Source organism: Chryseobacterium sp. FR048 (assembly GCF_056844665.1).
The window spans coordinates 828221-850075 of sequence record NZ_JBXDSE010000002.1 but is presented as its reverse complement, the minus strand read 5'-3'; the positions used below and the strand labels follow the sequence as shown (position 1 = coordinate 850075).

General features: G+C 37.9%; 18 protein-coding genes. 13 read left to right on the top strand and 5 right to left on the bottom strand.

The annotated features are described in order from the left end of the window. Positions 1 to 77 precede the first annotated feature (77 nt). The 8 genes from AC106K_RS08785 to AC106K_RS08750 all read left to right on the top strand — a co-directional run bounded on the left by AC106K_RS08785 (position 78) and on the right by AC106K_RS08750 (position 12618). A complete protein-coding gene (locus tag AC106K_RS08785) occupies positions 78 to 2996 on the top strand; it encodes a SusC/RagA family TonB-linked outer membrane protein (RefSeq protein WP_482444590.1) in 2919 nt (972 codons plus the stop codon). Positions 2997 to 3008: 12 nt separating this feature from the next. Beyond that, complete coding sequence (locus tag AC106K_RS08780) at positions 3009 to 4559, top strand: RagB/SusD family nutrient uptake outer membrane protein (protein WP_482444588.1); 1551 nt, start codon at positions 3009 to 3011, stop codon at positions 4557 to 4559. Positions 4560 to 4562: 3 nt separating this feature from the next. Beyond that, complete coding sequence (locus tag AC106K_RS08775) at positions 4563 to 5987, top strand: glycoside hydrolase family 30 protein (protein ID WP_482444586.1); 1425 nt, start codon at positions 4563 to 4565, stop codon at positions 5985 to 5987. A 9-nt stretch (positions 5988 to 5996) separates the two neighbouring features. Next, on the top strand, positions 5997 to 8219 hold the full coding sequence (bglX, locus tag AC106K_RS08770; RefSeq protein WP_482444584.1) for a beta-glucosidase BglX: 2223 nt from the start codon (positions 5997 to 5999) through the stop codon (positions 8217 to 8219). Positions 8220 to 8261: 42 nt separating this feature from the next. Continuing rightward, entirely contained in the window at positions 8262 to 9071 is an 810-nt protein-coding gene (locus tag AC106K_RS08765) for a glycoside hydrolase family 16 protein (protein ID WP_482444582.1), read from the top strand. Positions 9072 to 9107: 36 nt separating this feature from the next. Next, entirely contained in the window at positions 9108 to 10547 is a 1440-nt protein-coding gene (locus AC106K_RS08760) for a glycoside hydrolase family 30 protein (RefSeq protein WP_482444580.1), read from the top strand. A 355-nt stretch (positions 10548 to 10902) separates the two neighbouring features. Continuing rightward, a complete protein-coding gene (locus AC106K_RS08755; protein ID WP_156172976.1) occupies positions 10903 to 11715 on the top strand; it encodes a hypothetical protein in 813 nt (270 codons plus the stop codon). Between the two features lie 12 nt (positions 11716 to 11727). Continuing rightward, the gene (locus AC106K_RS08750) at positions 11728 to 12618 is read left to right on the top strand and encodes a protein-glutamine glutaminase family protein (protein WP_482444579.1); all 891 of its coding nucleotides are present in this window, start codon (positions 11728 to 11730) and stop codon (positions 12616 to 12618) included. A 134-nt stretch (positions 12619 to 12752) separates the two neighbouring features. Here AC106K_RS08750 and AC106K_RS08745 read toward each other — a convergent pair whose 3' ends face one another. Beyond that, positions 12753 to 13562 (bottom strand): enoyl-ACP reductase FabI, encoded by an 810-nt coding sequence (locus AC106K_RS08745; protein ID WP_062670284.1) that lies wholly within the window; start codon positions 13560 to 13562, stop codon positions 12753 to 12755. A gap of 120 nt (positions 13563 to 13682) precedes the next feature. Continuing rightward, positions 13683 to 13982 (bottom strand): DUF883 domain-containing protein, encoded by a 300-nt coding sequence (locus AC106K_RS08740; RefSeq protein ID WP_482444577.1) that lies wholly within the window; start codon positions 13980 to 13982, stop codon positions 13683 to 13685. Between the two features lie 133 nt (positions 13983 to 14115). On the opposite strand from AC106K_RS08740, the gene AC106K_RS08735 reads away from it, so the two are divergent. The 4 genes from AC106K_RS08735 to AC106K_RS08720 all read left to right on the top strand — a co-directional run bounded on the left by AC106K_RS08735 (position 14116) and on the right by AC106K_RS08720 (position 17575). Continuing rightward, positions 14116 to 14673, top strand: coding sequence for a DNA-3-methyladenine glycosylase I (locus AC106K_RS08735; protein ID WP_482444575.1), 558 nt, complete (start codon positions 14116 to 14118; stop codon positions 14671 to 14673). Positions 14674 to 14934: 261 nt separating this feature from the next. After that, complete coding sequence (locus AC106K_RS08730; protein ID WP_482444573.1) at positions 14935 to 16203, top strand: hypothetical protein; 1269 nt, start codon at positions 14935 to 14937, stop codon at positions 16201 to 16203. A gap of 170 nt (positions 16204 to 16373) precedes the next feature. Then, a complete protein-coding gene (locus AC106K_RS08725; protein WP_482444572.1) occupies positions 16374 to 16796 on the top strand; it encodes a MarR family winged helix-turn-helix transcriptional regulator in 423 nt (140 codons plus the stop codon). 2 nt (positions 16797 to 16798) lie between these two features. Continuing rightward, positions 16799 to 17575 carry a Rossmann-fold NAD(P)-binding domain-containing protein gene (locus AC106K_RS08720; protein WP_482444570.1) on the top strand — a complete coding sequence of 259 codons (777 nt, stop codon included), beginning with the start codon at positions 16799 to 16801 and terminating at the stop codon, positions 17573 to 17575. A gap of 184 nt (positions 17576 to 17759) precedes the next feature. On the opposite strand, the gene AC106K_RS08715 is transcribed toward AC106K_RS08720, so the two are convergent. From AC106K_RS08715 to AC106K_RS08705, 3 genes are read right to left on the bottom strand one after another with little or no spacing between them, the layout of a single operon-like run. Next, entirely contained in the window at positions 17760 to 18278 is a 519-nt protein-coding gene (locus AC106K_RS08715) for a hypothetical protein (RefSeq protein ID WP_482444568.1), read from the bottom strand. A 6-nt stretch (positions 18279 to 18284) separates the two neighbouring features. Continuing rightward, complete coding sequence (locus tag AC106K_RS08710; protein WP_123940045.1) at positions 18285 to 19139, bottom strand: nucleoside phosphorylase; 855 nt, start codon at positions 19137 to 19139, stop codon at positions 18285 to 18287. A 23-nt stretch (positions 19140 to 19162) separates the two neighbouring features. Then, on the bottom strand, positions 19163 to 19648 hold the full coding sequence (locus AC106K_RS08705; RefSeq protein ID WP_482444566.1) for a hypothetical protein: 486 nt from the start codon (positions 19646 to 19648) through the stop codon (positions 19163 to 19165). Between the two features lie 231 nt (positions 19649 to 19879). On the opposite strand from AC106K_RS08705, the gene AC106K_RS08700 reads away from it, so the two are divergent. Beyond that, on the top strand, positions 19880 to 21709 hold the full coding sequence (locus AC106K_RS08700) for a cytochrome-c peroxidase (RefSeq protein ID WP_482444565.1): 1830 nt from the start codon (positions 19880 to 19882) through the stop codon (positions 21707 to 21709). Positions 21710 to 21855: the final 146 nt, after the last annotated feature.

Below are 21855 nucleotides of genomic sequence, written 5' to 3'. Positions count from 1 at the left end.
TTGTGAATGGAATGTTAATTAATTGAAAAAAAATATATTTTTATTGTCTCAATTTGAGAATTAAACAATAACTATATATGAATGTAAGAATATCAAGAAGCTTAGGAGCAGTAGCCGTCCTCTATTTTACGGCAAGTTTCAACGCTCAGACTCAGAAAAAAGACACGATTTCCAAAGAGAATAAAATCGACGAAGTCGTAGTGATAGGTTACGGTACTCAGAAGAAAAGCAATGTAACCGGAGCTATTGCCAGTATCAAAGCCAGTGATATAGAAAACATCCCGGCGGGTAAACCTGAACAGGTATTACAGGGAAGGGCTGCCGGTGTTGCTGTAGTAACGAATTCCGGACAGCCAGGTGCTGCGGCAACCGTACGTGTACGGGGAATTACCAGTTTCGGGGCAGGAAGCAACAGCCCTTTATGGGTAGTGGATGGTATTGTGGTAGACAATATCGGATGGCTGAATCAGTCGGATATAGAAAGTATTGAGGTACTGAAAGACGGAGCATCATCTGCAATCTATGGAGTTTCTGCTGCGAAAGGAGTAATCCTGGTAACCACAAAAAAAGGAAAAAAAGGAAAACTTCTTCTTTCTTATAACGGCTTCTATGGTTTTTCCAATGCCTCTAAAAAGCTGGATCTTCTGGATGCCAGCCAATATGCCAGAATCATTAATGAAGGTTTTGTGAATGATGGAAAAGCCCCAAGATTTACTAATCCCGACTCATTCGGTAAAGGAACCGACTGGCAGAACACGATTTTCGGAACCGGTGAGAAAAGCTCGCATGAAGTAAGCATTACGGGAGGCAATGACAAGTCAAGTTACTATACCTCATTTGGATATTTTGATCAGTCGGGTATCGTCATGAGTGATATTTCTTATTATAAAAGAATAAACGCCAGATTTAACTCCAGCCATAAGGTGACGGATTATCTGACATTAGGGCAAACCTTTGCCTATACACATACGAAATCTCAGGGAGTGAGTGCCAATGAAGAATTCGGAGGACCGCTGGCTTCTGCTGTTAACTTAGATCCTATCACTCCGGAAGTGGTGACAGATTGGTCAAAAGTAGACCCGGGTGGCTATACAAATCCCTATATCATTCGTGATCCGAGCGGTAATCCGTATGGAATTTCAAGTTATGTGAACAATGAAATGACCAATCCAAGGGCTTTCCGTACTATCCAGCAGGGAAATTACAACTGGTCTGATGATTTTGTAGGAAATGTATTTGCTGAGCTTAAGTTTCTTAATCATTTTACCTTCAAAACAAGTTTAAATGGTAAAAAATCGTATTGGGGAAGCCGCACTTTTACCCCTAAGTATTATTTAAGCCCCAACTATAGCAATACAAATTTCAACAGCCTGAATAAGGTAGAGGAAAACAAGTTTGAATGGAGTATGGAAAATACTTTGACGTATCAGAACAAAATTGGAGATCACAATTTCAACGTGTTGATAGGTCAGGGAGTATATCGCTATAATATTTCAGGAGGAACAAGCTTAACGTATAGTAATCTGCCTATAGATCACTGGCAGGATGCCTCTTTTAACTTTGATATTTCCCAGGATAATATCATTGCAAAAGGATGGGACGGCATCCAGACCCGTAAAGCATCCTACTTTGGAAGAATTATTTACGACTATGCAGACAAATATTTATTCACAGGGACAATCCGTAGAGACGGTTCTTCAAAATTTGCTTCCAATCAGCATTGGGGAACCTTCCCGTCGATGTCTTTAGGATGGAATGTTCATAAAGAAAATTTCTGGCCGGAGAATAAAGTAATCAATAATCTGAAACTGAGAGGAGGTTACGGAGTTTTGGGAAATGATGAAATGGAAAACTTCAGATTTGCCAATTTCATGGTTTCAGGAAGTAATTATACCAATTCCGGGAACAATATCATTATCGGATATGCCCCAAGTACACTGGCAAATCCACATTTGAAATGGGAGCAGACCAGCCAGCTGAATATTGCAGCAGATTTAAAACTATTCAACAATTTCACACTTACCGCAGATTGGTATAAAAAGAAAACTACTGATATTCTGAGACAGATCAATATTCCGGGGTACGTGGGCGTTCCTAATTTACCTTGGTCAAACGTAGGAGATATGGAGAATTCCGGGCTTGAAATTGAGTTGGGCTATAAAAAGAACTGGCAGGATTTCAGCATATCGGTCAACGGAAACTTTGCTACGATAAAAAACAAAGTACTGCGCTTAGAGGATGATATTGATTATTTCAACCTTGCTTCTTTCCAGACAATGGGCCCGGTGTCAAGAGTGCAGGTAGGACAGCCTTACGGATCATTCTATGGTCAGACGTATAGTGGCGTTTTCCAGAATCAGGCACAAATTGACAGTTATGTAAACGCGAATGGAGGTAAATTACTTCCTGATGCAAAGCCGGGAGATTTCATCTGGCAGGATAATAACGGAGACGGTAAAATTGATGAAAATGATAGAGTGAATTTAGGAAGTTCCATCCCAAAATATACTTTCGGGCTTACGGTTAATTTAACCTACAAAGACTTCGATTTTATGATGTTTGCACAAGGGCAGGCAGGTAATAAGATATTTCAGGGGTTAAGAAGATTAGATCTTCCAGATGCCAATTATCAGACAAGAATCCTGGACCGTTGGACAGGTGAGGGATCTACTAATGATAATCCTAGGGTGACAAGAAATGACCCTAACCATAATTACTCATGGATGTCAAACTACTATCTTCAGAAAGGAGACTATGTGCGTCTGAAAATTGTTCAGTTAGGCTATACACTTCCTAAAGATGTTACAGGCCGCTTTGGAATGAGTAAAGTAAGGCTGTATATCACCGGAGAGAATCTTCTGACGTTTACAAAATATACAGGTTATGATCCTGAAATCGCCGGAAGAAACAATTCTGAGCAGGACATTATAGGAGTTGACAGAGCTTATTATCCACAGGCCAGAACGTTCTTGCTGGGTGCCAATATTCAATTTTAATACATTAATAACATGAAAAATAAGAGTTTTATATATAAAGGACTTGCAGTTACATTATTGGCAGGTTTGAGTTTGGGCAATATTGCCTGCAGTGGTTCCTATCTGGATGAGGTAGAAAATTCAGGAGCTTTCAAGAGTGAAGAGTATTTTCAGAACGAAACGCAATCATTCAGTGCATTGGTTTCCGTATATGATGTTTTAAGAAAATATTCAGGAGGCTTTGAGAATACGGTTACTTTTTTTAATGCTGGATCCGATGATTTTTATTCAGGAGGCGGAAACTCCAGTGATGGAGCTGGTATACAGGGAATCAACAATTATGCACTTAATTCCAATACGATGCCTGCAAGCTATTGGAGAGATTATTATCAGGGAATTGCCCGTGCTACACTTTTAATAGAAAGAGTTCCGGGAGCTTCTATGAATGAAAGTGTTAAAAAAAGATACATTGCTGAGGCAAAAGTACTGCGTTCTCTCTATTATTTTGAACTGGTAAGAATGTTTGGGAATATTCCATTGATTCTTAAAACCATAAAATATGATGACGACTACTGGAATATTCCACAGGCAAAGCCAAGCGAGGTATATACCCAGATAGAAAATGATATCGTGGCGGCAATTCCGGATCTGATGATGACGGCAACCGGAAACGACAGAGGACGAATTACCCAAGGAACGGCCAGAGCCATATTGGGAAAGATCTATCTGTATGATAAAAAAATGCCCGAAGCAGCAGCTCAGTTTGCCGAAGTGAACGGTACCCCGGGAGGAACCAGCCAATATGGATATAAACTTGTAGAAAAATATGAAGACCTGTTTAAAGTAGGTCCGGAAACTGTAGATCCATATAAGTTTTCTACAGAATCTATCCTGGAAGTAATGCATACCAATAAAGGAAACTCTGATTGGGGCTTCTGGGGCCAGGGGAAAGATGAAGGAAACTCTATCAATGCAATGGTAGGACCGCGTTCTTATTCCCGAAAAGATATTAAAGATAATGATGCTCCGGATCTTTATTCAGGTTGGGCATTCAATACGGTAACAGAAGATTTTGTCAGCTTTATGGGGAGTGATCCGAGATTAAAGACAACGGTCTTCGATGCCAAACAGCTGGTTGCAGAAGGAAAGATCTCCTATAGCCCTGCATTTGCAGATACCGGGTACTTTTTAAACAAGTATTTACCTACCAATGACCTGAGAAGCTCACTTCCCGGAGCTACAGAACTGAATTTCAGACAAAATTATATTGCGATAAGATTAGCAGATACTTACCTGATGGAAGCGGAAGCTTTAGGAGGTGCCGGAGCCAGAGCCCAGGCATTGCTGGATGCTGTAAGAGCCAGAGTAAAATTAAGTTCTGTTCCTGTTTCCCTTCAGGCCATCAAGGATGAAAGAAGGAGAGAACTTGCGGGAGAAGGACACCGATGGTTTGACCTTGTCAGATGGGGAGATGCTCCATCAAAGCTTGGATTTAAAGGGTTTAAGGCTAATAAAAATGAAATTTTGCCTATTCCGTTTAATGAGTTGCCTAATACAGCTATGCACCAAAATCCAGGCTATTAAAACATGAAGTTTCACAACTTATATAGTTTCTTTAAAGGTACTGCACTGCTATGCGGTGTGGTACTTTTTCCTTTATCATGTACCTCTGTTACTCAAAATAGAGGCGGTGAAGTTCAGTATTGGCTTACCAAAGGAGATGAAAGCGTAAAATTACAGCTTCAGAGCCCGGCCAGATTTGTAAATACGTCCAACAGCTTTCAGAATATTGAAATTGATGCTTCACAAAAGTTTCAATATGTTGACGGCTTTGGGTATACATTGACGGGAGGAAGTGTTGAGGTAATCAACCGTTTATCACCTTCAAAAAGAAACGCCTTGCTTCATGAACTTTTCGGAACAGATAAAAACTCTATTTCGGTCAGTTACCTAAGATTGAGCATCGGAGCATCAGATCTTGATGGAGATGTGTTTTCGTATGATGATCTCCCTGAAGGGCAAACGGATGTTTCTTTATCAAAATTCAGTATGGAAAAGGATAAAGCGCTGATTGCTATGTTGAAAGAAATTCTGACCATTAATCCTAAGATTAAAATCATTGCAACACCGTGGTCTGCTCCCGTTTGGATGAAAGATAATGGAAAGTCAAAAGGCGGAAGTTTAAAACCTGAATTCTATGGGGTGTATGCCGATTATTTTGTAAAATATATTCAGGAAATGAAAAAAGAAGGTATTGCCATTGATGCGGTAACTCCTCAGAACGAGCCGTTGCATCCGGGAAATAATCCCAGTCTGTATATGTCTTCAGAAATGCAGGGCGAATTTATCAAAAAACATTTGGGGCCTGCTTTTAAAGCCAATCATATCAAAACAAAAATTGTGGTCTATGATCACAATTGCAACAAGCCTGAATATGCACTTCATATTCTGAAAGATCCTGAAGCCTATCAATATATAGACGGATCTGCTTTCCATCTGTATGAAGGAGATATTTCTGCATTAAGTACCGTTCATAATGCCTTTCCTGAAAAAAACCTCTACTTTACAGAACAATGGACAGGTTCAAAAGGAACTTTCAGCGAGGATCTGAACTGGCATACCAAAAATGTAATCATCGGGTCGATGCGAAACTGGAGCAAAACCGCTTTAGAATGGAATCTGGCCAACGATCCTGAGTACGGACCTCATACAGAAGGTGGCTGTACAGAATGTAAAGGTGCTCTCACGATTTCAGACAGTGAAAATTTTACGAGAAATGTTTCTTATTACATCATTGCTCATGCTTCAAAATTTATTCCCGCAGGTTCTCAGAGAATTGCTTCAACACAGACAAAGGCTCTCTCAACAGTGGCATTTATGACTCAATTTGGGAAAATAGTTCTCATTGTTCAGAATGATCATAAAGAAGATGAGAATTTTAATATTAAATTTGCCGGGAAAACGGCTGCAGTAACAATTCCCGGACATTCGGCAGCAACTTATATTTTTTAATCAGACATCATGAAAAAAGTATACTTTTTATTAGCATTTTCGACATTGGGAATGAATGTCTACGGACAGAAAACAGTAGATCAGAAAGTTGCAGAGCTGCTTTCTAAAATGACCCTGGAAGAAAAAGTAGGGCAGATGGTCCAGTACAGCGGATTTGAATATGCTACCGGACCTCAGCATTCCAATTCTGCGGCTGTTTTGGAAGAAATAAAAAAAGGGAAGGTAGGTTCTATGCTGAATGTGGCCGGATCAGAAGAGACGAGAGCTTTTCAGAAACTGGCCATGCAGTCGAGACTGAAAATTCCTTTGCTTTTCGGGCAGGATGTTATTCATGGTTACCGTACTACTTTTCCTGTCAATCTGGGTCAGGCGGCAAGCTGGGATCTGGGATTGATTGAAAAATCAGAAAGAATTGCTGCCACCGAAGCCTCAGCCTATGGAATTCACTGGACATTTGCCCCGATGGTGGATGTTGCCAGAGATCCGAGGTGGGGAAGAGTGATGGAAGGTTCCGGAGAAGATACTTATTTAGGTACAAAAATAGGATTAGCCAGAATCAAAGGATTTCAGGGAGCAGGATTGGGAAGCCTTGATGCAGTGATGGCCTGTGCAAAACATTTTGTAGCCTATGGAGCGGCAGTGGGTGGCAGAGATTACAACTCTGTAGATATGAGCCTCAGGCAGCTGAATGAAACCTATCTTCCTCCCTTCAAAGCAGCTGCAGAAGCAGGTGTGGCCACGTTTATGAATTCTTTCAATGATATTAACGGAATTCCGGCAACTGCCAATCAGTATATTCAGAGAAATCTGCTGAAAGGAAAATGGAATTATAAAGGTTTTGTGGTTTCAGACTGGGGAAGTATCGGGGAAATGATTCCTCACGGGTATGCCAAAGATGCTGCTGAAGCTGCTGAAAAAGCTATCTTGGGCGGAAGCGATATGGATATGGAAAGCCGTGTTTACATAGCAGAACTTCCAAAGCTGGTGAAAGAAGGAAAGGTAGATGCCAAACTGGTAGATGATGCCGCTGGAAGAATTCTGACCAAGAAATTCGAAATGGGACTTTTTGATGATCCCTATAGGTTTAGCAATGAAAAAAGGCAGAAAGACCAGACCAATAATCAGGATAACAGAAAATTCGGAAGAGAATTCGGATCGAAAAGTATTGTTCTTCTGAAGAATCAGGGAAGTGTTCTTCCACTTTCAAAAACAGTAAAAACGGTTGCTCTGATCGGCCCTTTCGGAAAAGAAACGGTGGCCAATCACGGATTCTGGTCTGTAGCATTCAAAGATGACAACCAAAGAATTGTTTCACAGTTTGACGGCATTAAGAGTCAACTGGATAAAAACTCAACTTTACTTTATGCAAAAGGGTGTAATGTGGATGACCAGGATAAGACTATGTTTGCAGAAGCTGTGGAAACTGCAAAAAAAGCAGATGTTGTCATTATGACATTGGGTGAAGGCCATGCCATGAGTGGTGAAGCGAAAAGCAGAAGTAATATCGGATTCTCCGGCGTTCAGGAAGATCTGTTGAAAGAAATTGCCAAAACAGGTAAACCGATTGTTTTAATGATCAATGCAGGAAGACCGTTGATCTTCAATTGGGCTACAGATCATATTCCTGCCATTCTATATACCTGGTGGCTGGGAACGGAAGCTGGAAATTCTATTGCAGATGTTTTGTTTGGAACGGTAAACCCCGGAGGAAAGCTTCCGATGAGTTTCCCGAGAACAGAAGGACAGATCCCGATCTATTACAATCATTATAATACGGGAAGACCGGCTAAAAATAATACAGACAGAAATTATGTTTCTGCTTATATCGATCTTAATAATGATCCGAAATTCCCGTTCGGTTATGGCTTAAGCTATACCGATTTTAAATATTCTGATATGGTTTTGAACTCTACAAATCTTACTGGAAATCAGATATTAAGTATCAGTGTTATGGTTTCCAATACCGGAAAATATGACGGTGAAGAAGTTGTGCAGCTCTATATCAGAGATCTTTTCGGAAAAGTGGTAAGACCTGTAAAGGAACTGAAAGGTTTCCAGAAAGTGTTCATTAAAAAAGGAGAAAGCAAAAAGGTTGATTTTAAACTCACGCCGGAAGATCTGAAATTCTTTGATGACGACCTGAATTTTGATTGGGAAGGAGGCGAATTCGATATTATGATTGGAACGGATTCTCAAAATGTACAGACCAAAAGAATTAACTGGACAAAATAAATTCATTCAAGAGTAGGGAGCATTGATCAAAATAAGATAGATATGAGATTTAAAGCTAAAAATATCATCAGAATAGGGGCGGCAGGAGCTTTGTTTATGTTTACCATAAGCTGTGCTTCACATCGGCCTGATGCTCACAGAACCCTTATCTGGAGTGATGAATTTAATGGAAAAGGACTTCCGGATTCATCAAAATGGAACTATGATGTAGGCGGAGGCGGTTTTGGAAATGAAGAAGCTCAGTTTTATACCAAAAACAGACTTGAAAATGCCAGAATGGAAAACGGAAATCTTGTGATTGAAGCCAGAAAAGAAAATTGGGAAAGCAATAAGTATACTTCTGCAAGGCTTTTGACCAAAGGAAAATTCTCTTTTCAATACGGAACTGTTGAGGTAAGAGCAAAACTTCCTAAAGGAAGAGGAACCTGGCCTGCCATATGGATGATGAGTGAAAAGATGAAACAATGGCCGGATGACGGTGAGCTGGATATTATGGAACATGTTGGTTTTAACCAGGGCTATATTCATGCTTCGGTTCACACCAAAAAATACAATCACATCCAGGGAACACAGAAAACAGATACCTTATTGGTAAAAGATGCCAGCGAGAAATTTCATGTGTACAAAGCAGACTGGACTCCTGAAAAAATAGATGTTTATATCGACAACAGAAAGTTTTTCACTTATGAAAATAAAAGTGAAAACTACGAAGCCTGGCCTTTTGATCAGCCCTATTTTATCATTTTAAATCTGGCAATCGGCGGTTTGTGGGGCGGAAAAGAAGGTATAGATGATTCTATTTTTCCACAGAAGTATTATATAGACTACGTAAGGGTCTATCAAAATAAATAATGAATAGGGGACGCAATCGTCCAAAATAAAAAAATCATGAGAAAACTAATTGTAAGTTGTTTTTTAGTAGGTATTGTCGTGAATGTCAATGCTCAGAATTATTGGAAAAAGCATGAAGGAAAAACAGCTAAAGTAATCCTGACCAACGCTAAGGTGGAAGAAAGGATGGTTGACAAAGGGGCGGTGAAGTTCGAGCAATTTGGCCAGCCGAAAGAAACGGAAGCCTGTATTTTTGTAGCCCCCAATTTTAAATATCAGAAACTGATAGGAATAGGGGGAGCAATTACTGATGCCTCAGCAGAGACTTTTTATAAAATGCCGAAGAACAAACAGAAAGAAATTCTGGATGCTTATTTCGGTAAAAACGGACTGGGCTATACCATCGTTCGTACCAACATGAATTCCTGCGATTTCTCCAGTGATTCCTATACTTATGTAGAAGATAATGATACGAGTCTGAAGACTTTCAATGTCGCTCACGATGAAAAGTATAAGATTCCGATGATCAAAGAAGCTAAGAAAGCGATAGGAAATAATTTCATGTTCTATTTCTCTCCATGGAGTCCGCCAGCCTGGATGAAATCTAATAAAAGCTTGTACAAAGGTGGAAGACTTGAGAATCAGTATTACCAGACCTGGGCAGATTATTACATCAAATTCATTAAGGAATACGAAAAAAGAGGCATCAATGTCTGGGGATTAACGGTTCAGAATGAGCCTATGGCTACCCAATCCTGGGAATCATGCATCTATACGGCTGAAGAAGAAGGGGATTTCCTGAAAAACAATCTAGGGCCAACTCTTTGGAAAAACGGCTATAAAGATAAAAAAGTAATGATCTGGGATCACAATAGAGACCTTATCTATCAGAGAGCAACCACTACACTCAGCGACCCTGAAACCTCAAAATACGCTCATGGAATTGGCTACCACTGGTACGAAACCTGGAACAACAAAACCCAGCTTTTCGACAATTTAGCAGAAACACACAGAGCTTTCCCTGATAAATTCCTGGCATTTACAGAAGGCTGCAAAGAACAATTCAAAATGGATAGAATTTATGATGTAAGCCTGGGTGAATTGTACAGTAAAAATATGCTGAACGATTTCAATAAAGGAAATGCTTTATGGACCGACTGGAATATTCTGCTGGATGAAACAGGAGGCCCCAACCATAAAGGAAACTTCTGCTTTGCTCCAATTATCGCAGATACTAAGACAGGAGAAGTATACTATACCTATGAGTACTACTATATAGGTCATGTTTCAAAATACATCAAGCCTAATGCACAAAGAATAGGAAGCTCTTCCAACAGAGCTGCATTGACCTCTTCCGCATTTATGAATGAAAACGGACAGCTGGTGACAGTAATCATGAATGATTCTGATAATGATATTGAAGCCAATCTCTGGATTGAAGGGATGGCTGCTAAGCTGAATGCTCCCGCCCATTCTATACAGACTGTAATCCTATAACTTCATATTAATATATTTTTGACAAGCTCCGGCGGCCTCGAAGAGGCCGTCGGAGTTATTATTTTATAAACATTTCTTTCAGATTTTTGATTTTAAGTTCATTGTATGGCTTCATGTTTCTCACCATGTCCTTTGTTTGTCACTTCAATTTTGCCACCCACACATACAGAATGAATCTTCAGTAAGAATTTTGAAATGATTAATGGTATCTTTTTCTGTAGTTTTTTCCCAGGCAAGAGGAGCGTATTAGGATGTTTGCTTATCGTATTGAGAAAATAATGTGTTATTAGGTAAATATTATTAAATTTAAAAGAATGTTTAGTGAAAAATAAATATTAACAAAAAACAAATAATCATGGCAAATTTATTATGGTATCCAATTAATCCTACTCTTACTGATAAGGGGGCATTTTCAGCTTTAGCTTATGATGAGAATGGAAAAGAATTAAAACCTATTCCTTTAGACCCGGGAACTGATCCATTTTCTCAGTTTCGTGTTTTACAAAGTTCATTTAATATTCAAGTTGCGGCTAATATGGGTATTGGAGTGGGATCAATTAGTGGAAATTATAGTGCTTTTATCTTATCTTATGAAGCAATGGTGTTTACTGAAAAGATTGTAGAGTCCCCAATCGGTGGTAAAATATATGGTACCCGGTGGGGAGCCGGATTAAGGGTGATATTAAAAGTATCCGAGATTAAATCTAATGTAAATTTTAATTTTGGAGCAATTGCAGCAAGTACTGAATTAGGTTTAGCAAAAGTAGAATATGAAATAAATGGAATTGGAATTAATAAACCCGATATTCTGGCGGTTTTGCCAGGCCCCGGAGATTTCAATTTTACCAATTATAAAAAAATATTAGATGCTGTAGATGCTGTTAAAACCTATATGTCTCAGCATACAACAGATTTACAACCTAAACCTTTTCAAGTTTTCGTTACCGATGATAGTAATAAAGATATTTTTACAGATACCAGGGGTATTTTATATGCAATGAGAAACATTGTGTCAAGAAATTCTTTAAAAACAGCAATCAATAACTCTCAAAATAAATATAGTATTTCAACAATAAAATCTGCATATGCTAAATTTCAAATTTTTGACGAAAACCTTGAACCAACAAGAGATCAAAAAAAACTGGCTGAAGATTTTCTGAATACTTAAAAAGTGTAAATAATGTACAGATTAATATTATTTATGATATTCCTGATTGGAGCAATAAATATTAACGGGCAAGAATTTGTTCCTATTAAAGAAAATGGACTTATGAAAAATGCTCAGGCATACGGAGCTTTATTATGTCCTCTTAATAAAAACAAAGCAGATAAGGTATTGAAAAAGGTAATAGAACTTAATATTACTAATAAGCATATAAATGGCTATTGCGAAGCCAGGGCTCATTTTCTAAGTAATAAAATATCTTCTTTAATTACAGAAAATGGATGTAGTATTGGAAAGATATGGGCTTTTGCACCCTCACTATATACTATGGTTTGGGATAAAAAATTGAAGGCTGAAAATCCATTATTTAAAGGCGAGAATGTAACCTGGGGCTATCATGTAGCTCCCTTAATTGCAATAGAAAATGGAAGTAAAACTGATACTGTAGTCGTTGATTTTTCAATAAAAGATAAGGCATTCATCCCATATAAAGAATGGCTTAAAAAATTGAATTGTCCTGAAGCAATTTATTTATTCACGGATCACAATTATTACCTGTTTAATACTTTTAATGGCTTGATATTAACAGGGGATAATTATAATAATTTTAAAACTCCGGACAGTTTTCCCCAGATAATTACTGGTCATTTCTATTATTTATTAAATAATGATACTTTAACCGTTCCCACTGGGTTATCTTATAACGATCTTGCAATCCATTTAATTGAAAAGTATTATTCGGATCCCCGATATAGTAGCTACAAATTGCAGATAAAAGATTTAGTAGAGAAGAATGAGGGAATGGGAAATCTTGTAAACCGTTCTTTGAACAACCTTCCCAGTGATTTAATTGAAGATTGTATAAAGTTTTTTAATGAGAGGCTAGAGTATTGGAAAAAACAATGAAGTGAAAACAGAAATAATTCATTTTAATCAATGTTGGTACAACCTCTGAAATTTAATATTTAAAACAAAAACCCATAAAAAAATTTATGGGTTTTATATTTATTTTAATCGAAACTTTTACCAGTCCGTTTTTATTATTCAGCATCATATTTACTGATCACTCTCTGAGTAACTCCTGAGCTGCTGAATCCTCCGTCATGGAAAAGATTCTGCATGGTTACTTTTTTCGTAAGATCAGAGAATAGAGTCACACAATAATCTGCACACTCAAGAGCGGTTGCATTTCCTAGAGGAGACATATCTTCAGCATATCCAAGGAATCCTCCGAAACCTTTTACTCCGCTACCAGCAGTAGTCATGGTAGGAGATTGGGAAACTGTATTCACACGTACCTTTCTTTCACCCCAATAGTTTCCGAAAGTTCTTGCAATACTCTCCAGATAAGCTTTATTATCAGACATATCATTATAATCCGGGAATGTTCTCTGAGCAGCAATATAAGTAAGGGCCAAAATACTTCCCCATTCGTTCATACAGTCTTTTTCCCAAGCTACACGCATTACTTTATGGAAAGAAACAGCTGAAATGTCCCAACCTTTCTCTAACCAATCGTAGTTCATTTCTGTATAGTGTTTTCCTTTTCTTACATTGATGGACATTCCGATAGAGTGTAGGATAAAGTCGATTTTTCCAAATTTTGCAACAGCGGCATCAAAAAGTTTTTCAAGATCTTCTATAGAAGTAGCATCAGCACCGATCACTTCAGAACCTGTTTTTTCTGCTAAACCATTAAGCTCTCCCATTCTCAAAGCAATAGGAGCATTAGATAAGATAAATTCAGCACCTTCCTCATGGCATCTTTCAGCAACTTTCCATGCGATAGATTGTTCATTAAGGGCTCCAAAAATAATTCCCTTTTTGCCTTTAAGTAAACCGTATGACATAATTTTTTAATGTTTATTATAATACAAATGTAGCAATAATTGTGCTTATGGCATAATAAAAAATGGAGCCTTATCAATTTAAGACTCCATTTTCTTGAAAATATTTATATGACTGAAATTTTAATTGGTTTTCTTGTTCCATTCTGCTTTTACATCTTCCGCTGCATCTTTAGTTTTTTCCCAGGCTTCATCTGCTTTATCCTTAATGTCTTCCCAGGCATCTGTTACATTAGCTTTTACCCTGTCGAGCCAGTCTTCCTGATTAGCTTCCTGATCATTGCTCCGCTTTTCATTGATATAATCTTTGGCTCTGTCTGCCAATTCATTGATTTTCCATTTGGTTTTGTCCGCTGCGTTCTGTAAAGAATTTTCTACATTGTTTACTGCATTTTCCGCTTTGTTGTAATCTGAATTGTTCATAATAGTATAAATTTGGTAACAGTAAATAAACAATAACCATTCCTAAAGTCAGGCAATTCTGTTAAACTTTTCATAATCTTTTGTTATTCTTTTTCAAATCAATCTTACCTTTATTCTATAAATATTGATAATTATGGAAAAAATACGTTGCGGATGGTGTGATAAAGATGATCTGTACAGAAAGTATCATGATGAAGAGTGGGGAAGACCTGTGTATGATGACGAAACCATATTTGAGTTTCTGATTCTCGAAAGCTTTCAGGCCGGTTTGAGTTGGTATACCATCCTCTCCAAGCGGGAAAACTTCAGAAAAGCTTTTGATCATTTTGATTATAAAAAAGTGGCGGTTTACTCTGACCGTAAGATAGAAGAGCTGATAAATAATCCGGGAATTATCAGGAATAGGCTTAAAATACTTGCCACCGTTACCAATGCACAGAAATTCATGGAGATTCAGTCTGAGTTTGGCAGTTTTTCCCAATATATCTGGGGCTTTATCGACGGGAAACCTATTGATTCCAAACCCAAATCTTTATCTGATATACCGGCAACAACGGAAATTTCTGATACCATTTCCAAAGATCTGAAAAAAAGAGGATTTAAATTTATGGGATCAACAGTGGTGTATGCGCATATGCAGGCAACAGGAATGGTGAATGATCATATTGAAGAATGTTTCATTAGAGAGTGATAAATTTTATTTTATTCAAATTTTAGTGATATTTATTATTAAATATTAAATGGGTGTTTGGTGCGGTCTGGTGTATGGTTTCTCAAAGTGCTAATGAGTGAAAGTGTGTTTAAGTTATTGATATTAAATATTTTTCATTATAATGTGAATAGTGGCGTATTTAATCACATTAGAGTGTTTTAAATTGTGATATTTTCAATAAAATTGGTTTTTTATTAAAAATTTGTATATTTGCATCCTCGAAAAATACAACTAATACAAATGAATTATAAATTTCGATTAAGCCTTCTTTTTTTACTGTTTGTTTTTTTTATGCATGCTCAGATTGGGATTGGGCTTCCAAGTCCGGACCGTTCAGCTATGCTGCATATAAACTCTACCAATAAGGGAGTACTATTGCCGAGTATTGCATTAGCTTCAACAACAGATAATGTTACCATACCTTCTCCGGCAGATGGACTTATTGTATGGAACAATGGAACCGGAAGCTTAAAAGAAACAGGATTTTATTACTGGTATAATTTGAAATGGAATCTTCTTGTATCCAACTCTGCCGGAACTTCTAAAGGAGATGGCGAAAGCTGGAAACTCACGGGAGACAATGTTGGAAACTATGGTGGGGCCAATACCAATCTTTCATTAGGGACAAAGACAAGAGACGATCTGATCTTTAAGGTAAATTCTTTAACAGCCGGAAGACTGGGAGTGGATAATTCCGTGAGTCTGGGATTGGGAGCAGATGCAGGACAGAATGGGATCGCTATTGGAAGTTCAAGCTCAGCATTCCAGGGAATATCTATCGGGAGTGCGGCTGCAGTTTCAGCAAATGATGCTTTGGCGATCGGAAACAAAACATCAGCCAGCGGATTTAAATCTACGGCAATAGGCTTTAATGCCGAGACGACGAATAATGAATCAACAGCCATTGGAAATCATGCTTCAGCGGCAGGTTTTCAGTCGGTGGCATTGGGATATAGTGCAAAAACAAATACAAATAATGAAACAGCTTTAGGATACAATGCGGTTACCAACAGTCAGAATTCAACAGCGGTAGGTTCAGGAGCCAATGCTTCAGGACAGTTTTCTACTGCAATAGGATATGGAGCATCCACCTCACAGGCCAATACCATTGTGCTGGGAAATAATAATGTAAATGTAGGTATTGGTACGGGGGCTCCGAATACTTCAGCGAAACTGGATGTAAACGGGCAATACAAACTTGGTGAGAAGGGAAGTATACAGAAGAATCAGATCAGCTTTGAAGCATGGCCGGGAGTTTCTGTTCAGAATTTACCTCCGGGGAAATCTGCTACAGTGGAGATTACAATTCCAGCCGAATTACAACCAGGTTCTACAAGAGCGGTAGTAGTAGTTTCGCCGGCAGGAGACTTTGTAGGAAACTCTTCATTTTCCATCTCCAATCCAAGGTTGACCTCAGCATCCACTATTGCCCTTAATCTGACTAATATTTCGGGAAGTGCAAATAGTTTGTATTCAGGTCATTTTTATATAATGATCAATGAATTTTAAGTGAGATAATAAGTTTTATTATAGTTGATATGGTGTTAAGGACCTCCGGTTTTGGAGGTCTTTTTTTGTGAAAAAAATAAATTTGATTAATCATTCATTCAGAAATAATATTTTAAACAAATATATTGTGCGCAAAATAAATTGACTATTTTTGTTTTTTAAAAAAGCTTATGATCGCTCTTTCTGAACATTTATGTTTTAAAACATATGCCGTTTCAAGGTATATTACAGGATTGTACAAACCATATCTGGATGAAATTTCATTGACTTATCCTCAGTATCTGGTGATGCTGGTATTATGGGAAAATGGTGAAATGAACATAGGAAAGATCGGTGAATACCTTCATTTGGATAACGGAACACTTACTCCTTTATTGAAACGTATGGAAAAACACGGACTTCTTAACAGGACCCGTAGTGCTGATGATGAAAGGGTAGTGCTTATCAGTCTTACAGAAAATGGAAAATCCCTGAAAGATAAGGCTAAACATATTCCGGAAGCAGTTCAGAGCTGTTTTCATCTCAGTCATGAAAAAAGAGCGCAGCTGAAGTCTGCTTTAGATGAAATTATATCAACACAATCTTTGTCGTAAATATGAAGAAAATAGGAATCATTGGTTATGGCTGGCTGGGAGCAAGAATGGCAGATGCCATGTCTGGTCAGTACGAAATATATACAACCACAACTACACAGGAAAAAGCAGATGCATTGAATGCACAGGGACTTGATGCTGTAGTAGCCACTTTTCCGGATTATCAACTCACTGAACATTATCCAAGATGGAAAGAAATAGATAATCTTGATGTTTTAATCATTACAATTCCTATTTCAGGAAAAAGCTGTTGTGTAAGCTCTCTGTATAACAGGATTCAGAATTTATCAGCATTCATCGGGGATTTTAAAGGACAGCTCTTTTTAATGAGTTCCACAGGAGTATATTCAGACGTCCAGGGAGAATTTACAGAAGAAGATGTGCCTGTTGAAAACGTTTCAGGAGAAAGAATGATAAAAAATAAATATCCACAGGTCAATATTCTGAGATTGGGTGGCCTGATGGGAGATAACCGGCTTCTTAAAAACTATAAAGTCTCGAATCCGGACCATGCCGTTAATCATATTCATTATGCTGATATTTGTTCTATTATTTCTATAATGATCGAAAAAGGAACAGAAGCTAAACTCTATAACGTAACAGCTCCACTTCATCCTCCAAAAATTCAGGTGCTCAATGCTCAGAATAATGTACCGGATAATGAAGAAACAGAAGTGAAAGGCAAGAAAGTTTTATCTTCAAAATTAGTCTCAGAGCTGGAATATGTCTTTCAATATCCTGATCCAAGGAAATTTCATGAGGTCAATTTGAGTCATTAAAAAAGTAACTGACTGCAAGAAAAATCTGCGCAATCCGCAAAATCTGCAAGAAAGAAATTCAATAGCAATGGGCTTTAGCCCATTCAAAAAAAAGAGAAGCCATCCATTGGCTTTAGCCAAAACCTATAAAAAAACCTCTGGAAAAATCCAAAGGTTTTTATATTGAATAGGGTCTATAGACTGTTTATTTTACGGTCTGAAAATATTCTTTTTCAGCAAAACTGTAAGCGTGAAACTTTTTCATTCCGATCCAGTTGAAATTCAGTCCAAGTTTCTCACTGTATGTATCAATATTAGAATATTTCTCTTTTAAAGAATCGTCATCAAAGATGATGGAATCCTGCATGATTTTACCATCAAATACTCCCAGAAAATAATCATCCACGGGCATACTTGCAAAATCGGAAGTGTGCTGAATGAGAAAGTTTTTGATATGATGTTCCTCAATGAGTTTTATAATATCCAAAACGGTGTGCTTCTCATCCGCCCCCCATAAGACCAGATCGTCAGGCTGATATTGCTTGAAGTCATCAAGCAGATCCTGTACATGGTCATATTTCTGAGCATCCTCAATAAACCAGGATATAGAAGATCCGGGAATATCAAAAGGAACAAACAGAACATTCCTGATCTTAAAATGAACAATGCTTTTATCTAATTCAATAGACTGATCGGTAATAAAACAGCTGATGTCTTGACCCATAAAGGTTTATTTAATAATTCTGTCAAGTACCCATGTGATCAGGTTCTTTTCAGAAGCATGATGATCTGCAGAGAACTCACCACGTCTTCTGTTGGCAATTACGTTATTTACGGTAATAGCCTTGTGTCCTAATAATTTTGAAAGAGCATAGATCGCAGACGTTTCCATTTCGAAGTTGGTGATCCCAAGATCGTTCAACGTTTCAAGGAACTGATCATCTACCGCTTTCAGACGAAGCTGTCTTCCCTGTGGAGCATAGAATCCCGGGAAAGTTGCTGTATTTCCGTGGTATTTGGCATCTTTATAATATTCTCCCATTTCTTCAGCCCAATCTGAGAAGTAAAGCATTGGCTTGATTCTTTCATAAGGGAATTTTTCCAGGAAGTTCTTAGAGAACTCATTTTCGAAGTTGTAGTCCTGATAGAAATGCATCAGCCCGTCTAGTCCTACCACGTTCTGGGTCACAAGCATATTGTCTACCTGTACGTCCGGGTTTACACTTCCGCAGGTTCCCATACGGAAAAGTTCAAGAGCTTTGTGCTCAGTTTTGAATTCTTTATTCTGAAGATCGATATTCACCAAAGCATCCAGCTCGTTCATTACAATATCGATGTTTTCTGTTCCGATACCGGTTGACATTACAGTGATTCTTTCACCACGAAGCGTTCCGGTGTGCGTATAGAATTCTCTTTTGTTCTTTTTGATCTCTACTGTATCAAAATATTTTGAAACTTTTGCTACTCTGTCCGGGTCACCTACAAGGATGATTTTGTCAGCAATATCTTCAGGTAAAAGATTTAAGTGGTATACACTTCCGTCTTCATTCAGAACGAGTTCTGAGGCAGCAAGTTTGTTTAGCATAATATGTATATTTTTTGTTTTTTTTAGTTAATGAGAATGGCATCTTTATAAGGAGAAGCCATCACTTCGTAGATGTCGTTGTATTCTTCTATAATTCTTTTTTGGCCGTTCATGATCTCATAGACTGTAACGACTGTTTTTTCAATATTTTTAGGGTCTTTTCTCTGTGAAGTAAGTTCATAGAAATGACCGTCTTTTTTCAGAACAGAAATCAGCTCTTCTTTGGTTGAATTATTGGAGGTCATCATTCCCGGAAAATCCCTGAGTATATCTGTGAGATCAGTATACACTTTGTAGGGTTTTGTCACTCCATTAGAATAGACGTATACATTAGGAATCTCTTTATTATTCTCAAGACGTACCAGGTAATAGTCATTCCCTTTTTTCTCAGCATATACAGCCATTTCCTGTTTCTTTTCAGGGAGTTTTTCCTGCTGCTTTTTCTTCTGGGAAAATGCAGTCAGAGAAAGGAAACTTGCAGCAAAGGCAACCAATAGCTTTGTTTTCATAATACGATCTTAGTTTTTGATGTGTTGAATTTAATTAAAAAAATCCTCTCCCAATACCTCCTCACCATTATTTTACCGGTATTTCAGAACATTCCGGTTTTATTAAGAATAATGAATTTGATTTCGGGGTTTAAAATTAGTGAAAAATATGATACGGGAAATATAAACATTATTTAATCTGCTATTAAAATTGGGATAATATCAGTTTGATAGTTTTGCGGCTAAAAATTCATGAGATCGTACCCACTGCTTGTTGTCATCCTTTTAATAGGATTTGCAGTAATGTCTTTCAATCCGGTGTACAAAGGAAAAGAAAGTGAAAATACATTTGTTAATAAGGGCTTGTCTGACTTTAAAGTTAAACTGGAGCAGCTGAAATCAGATGCCAAACTCTTCTCAGAAGAGCAGATTACCCTTGCTGAATTAAGAAAATCATTGAGCAGTACGAGAAACGCATTCAAAGAAATTGAATTTTATATTGCCTATCATTATCCGGAATTTACCAAAACCCATTTGAATGCAGCCCCTTTATTTCATATAGAAGCAGCGGGAACAACAGCATATACATTACCTCCTGAAGGCTTGCAGGTACTGGATGAACTGATCTTTTCCGAAGAGGCGGAAGATGAAAGAGAAAAGATAAAAACAATCACAGACTTTCTATACAACAGCTATTCAAAATTTTATCTGAGTTCAGTGAAAAACGGACTGAGCAAAGGAAATAACAAGACATTACCTCTACGTATTGAGCTGATCAGGATCTATTCATTAGGAGTAACAGGCTTTGATACTCCGGGATCTTTGAATATTTCTGAAGAAACGGGGCACGCCCTTTCAGGAATGCAGCAATACATCCATGATGATCCTTATTTTAAAAACTATGATAGACAAAAAGCGGATCAGATTTTAACTGGAGCTATCGGCTATCTTTCGAAAAATACCGATTTTGAAACTTTTGACAGAATTGAATTTTACAAAAAATACATCCAGCCATTATACGAAGAACTGGGTAAATGGGACGGAAGACCTGATGATCTGAAAGAATTTTCCGGCTGGAATGTGGGAAACAAAAACTTTTTCAGCAGCGATTTCCTGGATCCCTATTTCTATACTTTGCTGAAATCTTCTGAAGACAGTCCTGAACTCCGCAATCTTGGAAAATCGATTTTTTATGATCAGAATCTAAGCGGAAATGGGAAGATGAGCTGTGCAACCTGTCATCTTCAGGAAAATGCATTTACAGACCTGAAAGCAAAATCCCAAAGCAATGTGGAAGGGAAAACGGTTTTGAGAAATTCGCCGTCCTTGTACAATGCTGTTTTTGCCAAAAGGTTCTTCTATGATCTGCGGGCTTTCTATCTCGAGCAGCAGGCGGAACATGTGATCTATAATGAAGACGAATTCAATACAAGCTATGCCAGCATCATTCAGAAACTTAAAACAAAACCTGAATATAAAAAAGCATTCCGCAAGGCTTTCAAAGATGGGAATATCAGTAAGGAGAATTTTTCAATGGCTTTAAGTTCTTATGTTGCTTCATTGTACTCTTTTGACAGTGACTTTGACCGTTTTATGAGAAATGAAAAGAATGTTTCGGATGATGTGAAAAAAGGATTCAACCTGTTTATGGGAAAAGCCAATTGTGCAACCTGTCATTTTGCCCCACATTTTTCCGGACTTGTTCCGCCTTTTTTCCACGAAAATGAATCTGAAGTTCTAGGAGTAACGACTAGACCGATTAAGCAGCTGCCTGTTGAGCTGGATCAGGATTTAGGAAGAGGAAACAGTCCTGTGAGAAAGGAAAAATCCTGGATCTATGATTATTCATTCAAAACCGTTACCGTCAGAAATATTGCCCTTACCAAGCCTTATTTCCATAATGGGGCTTTTAATACATTGGAAGACGTGCTGGATTTTTATAATGAAGGTGGTGGAGAAGGATTAGGATTGAAAATGAAGAACCAGACCCTTGCTCCGGATAAACTGAATCTTACCCAAACGGAAATCAGACAGATCATTGCTTTCCTGAATGCCCTTACGGATGTGAGTAAAGCGAAATAGACGAGTTTCGGGTTTCGGGATTTCGGGTTTGTGAGGACCGAGATTCGTAGGGATGATATGGTTTTAGTAAAATAGGCTAAATTCTGAAATTGGTGTAGATCATGTTTACACGGTTTCAGAATTTAGCCTAAAATTATTTTATAGAC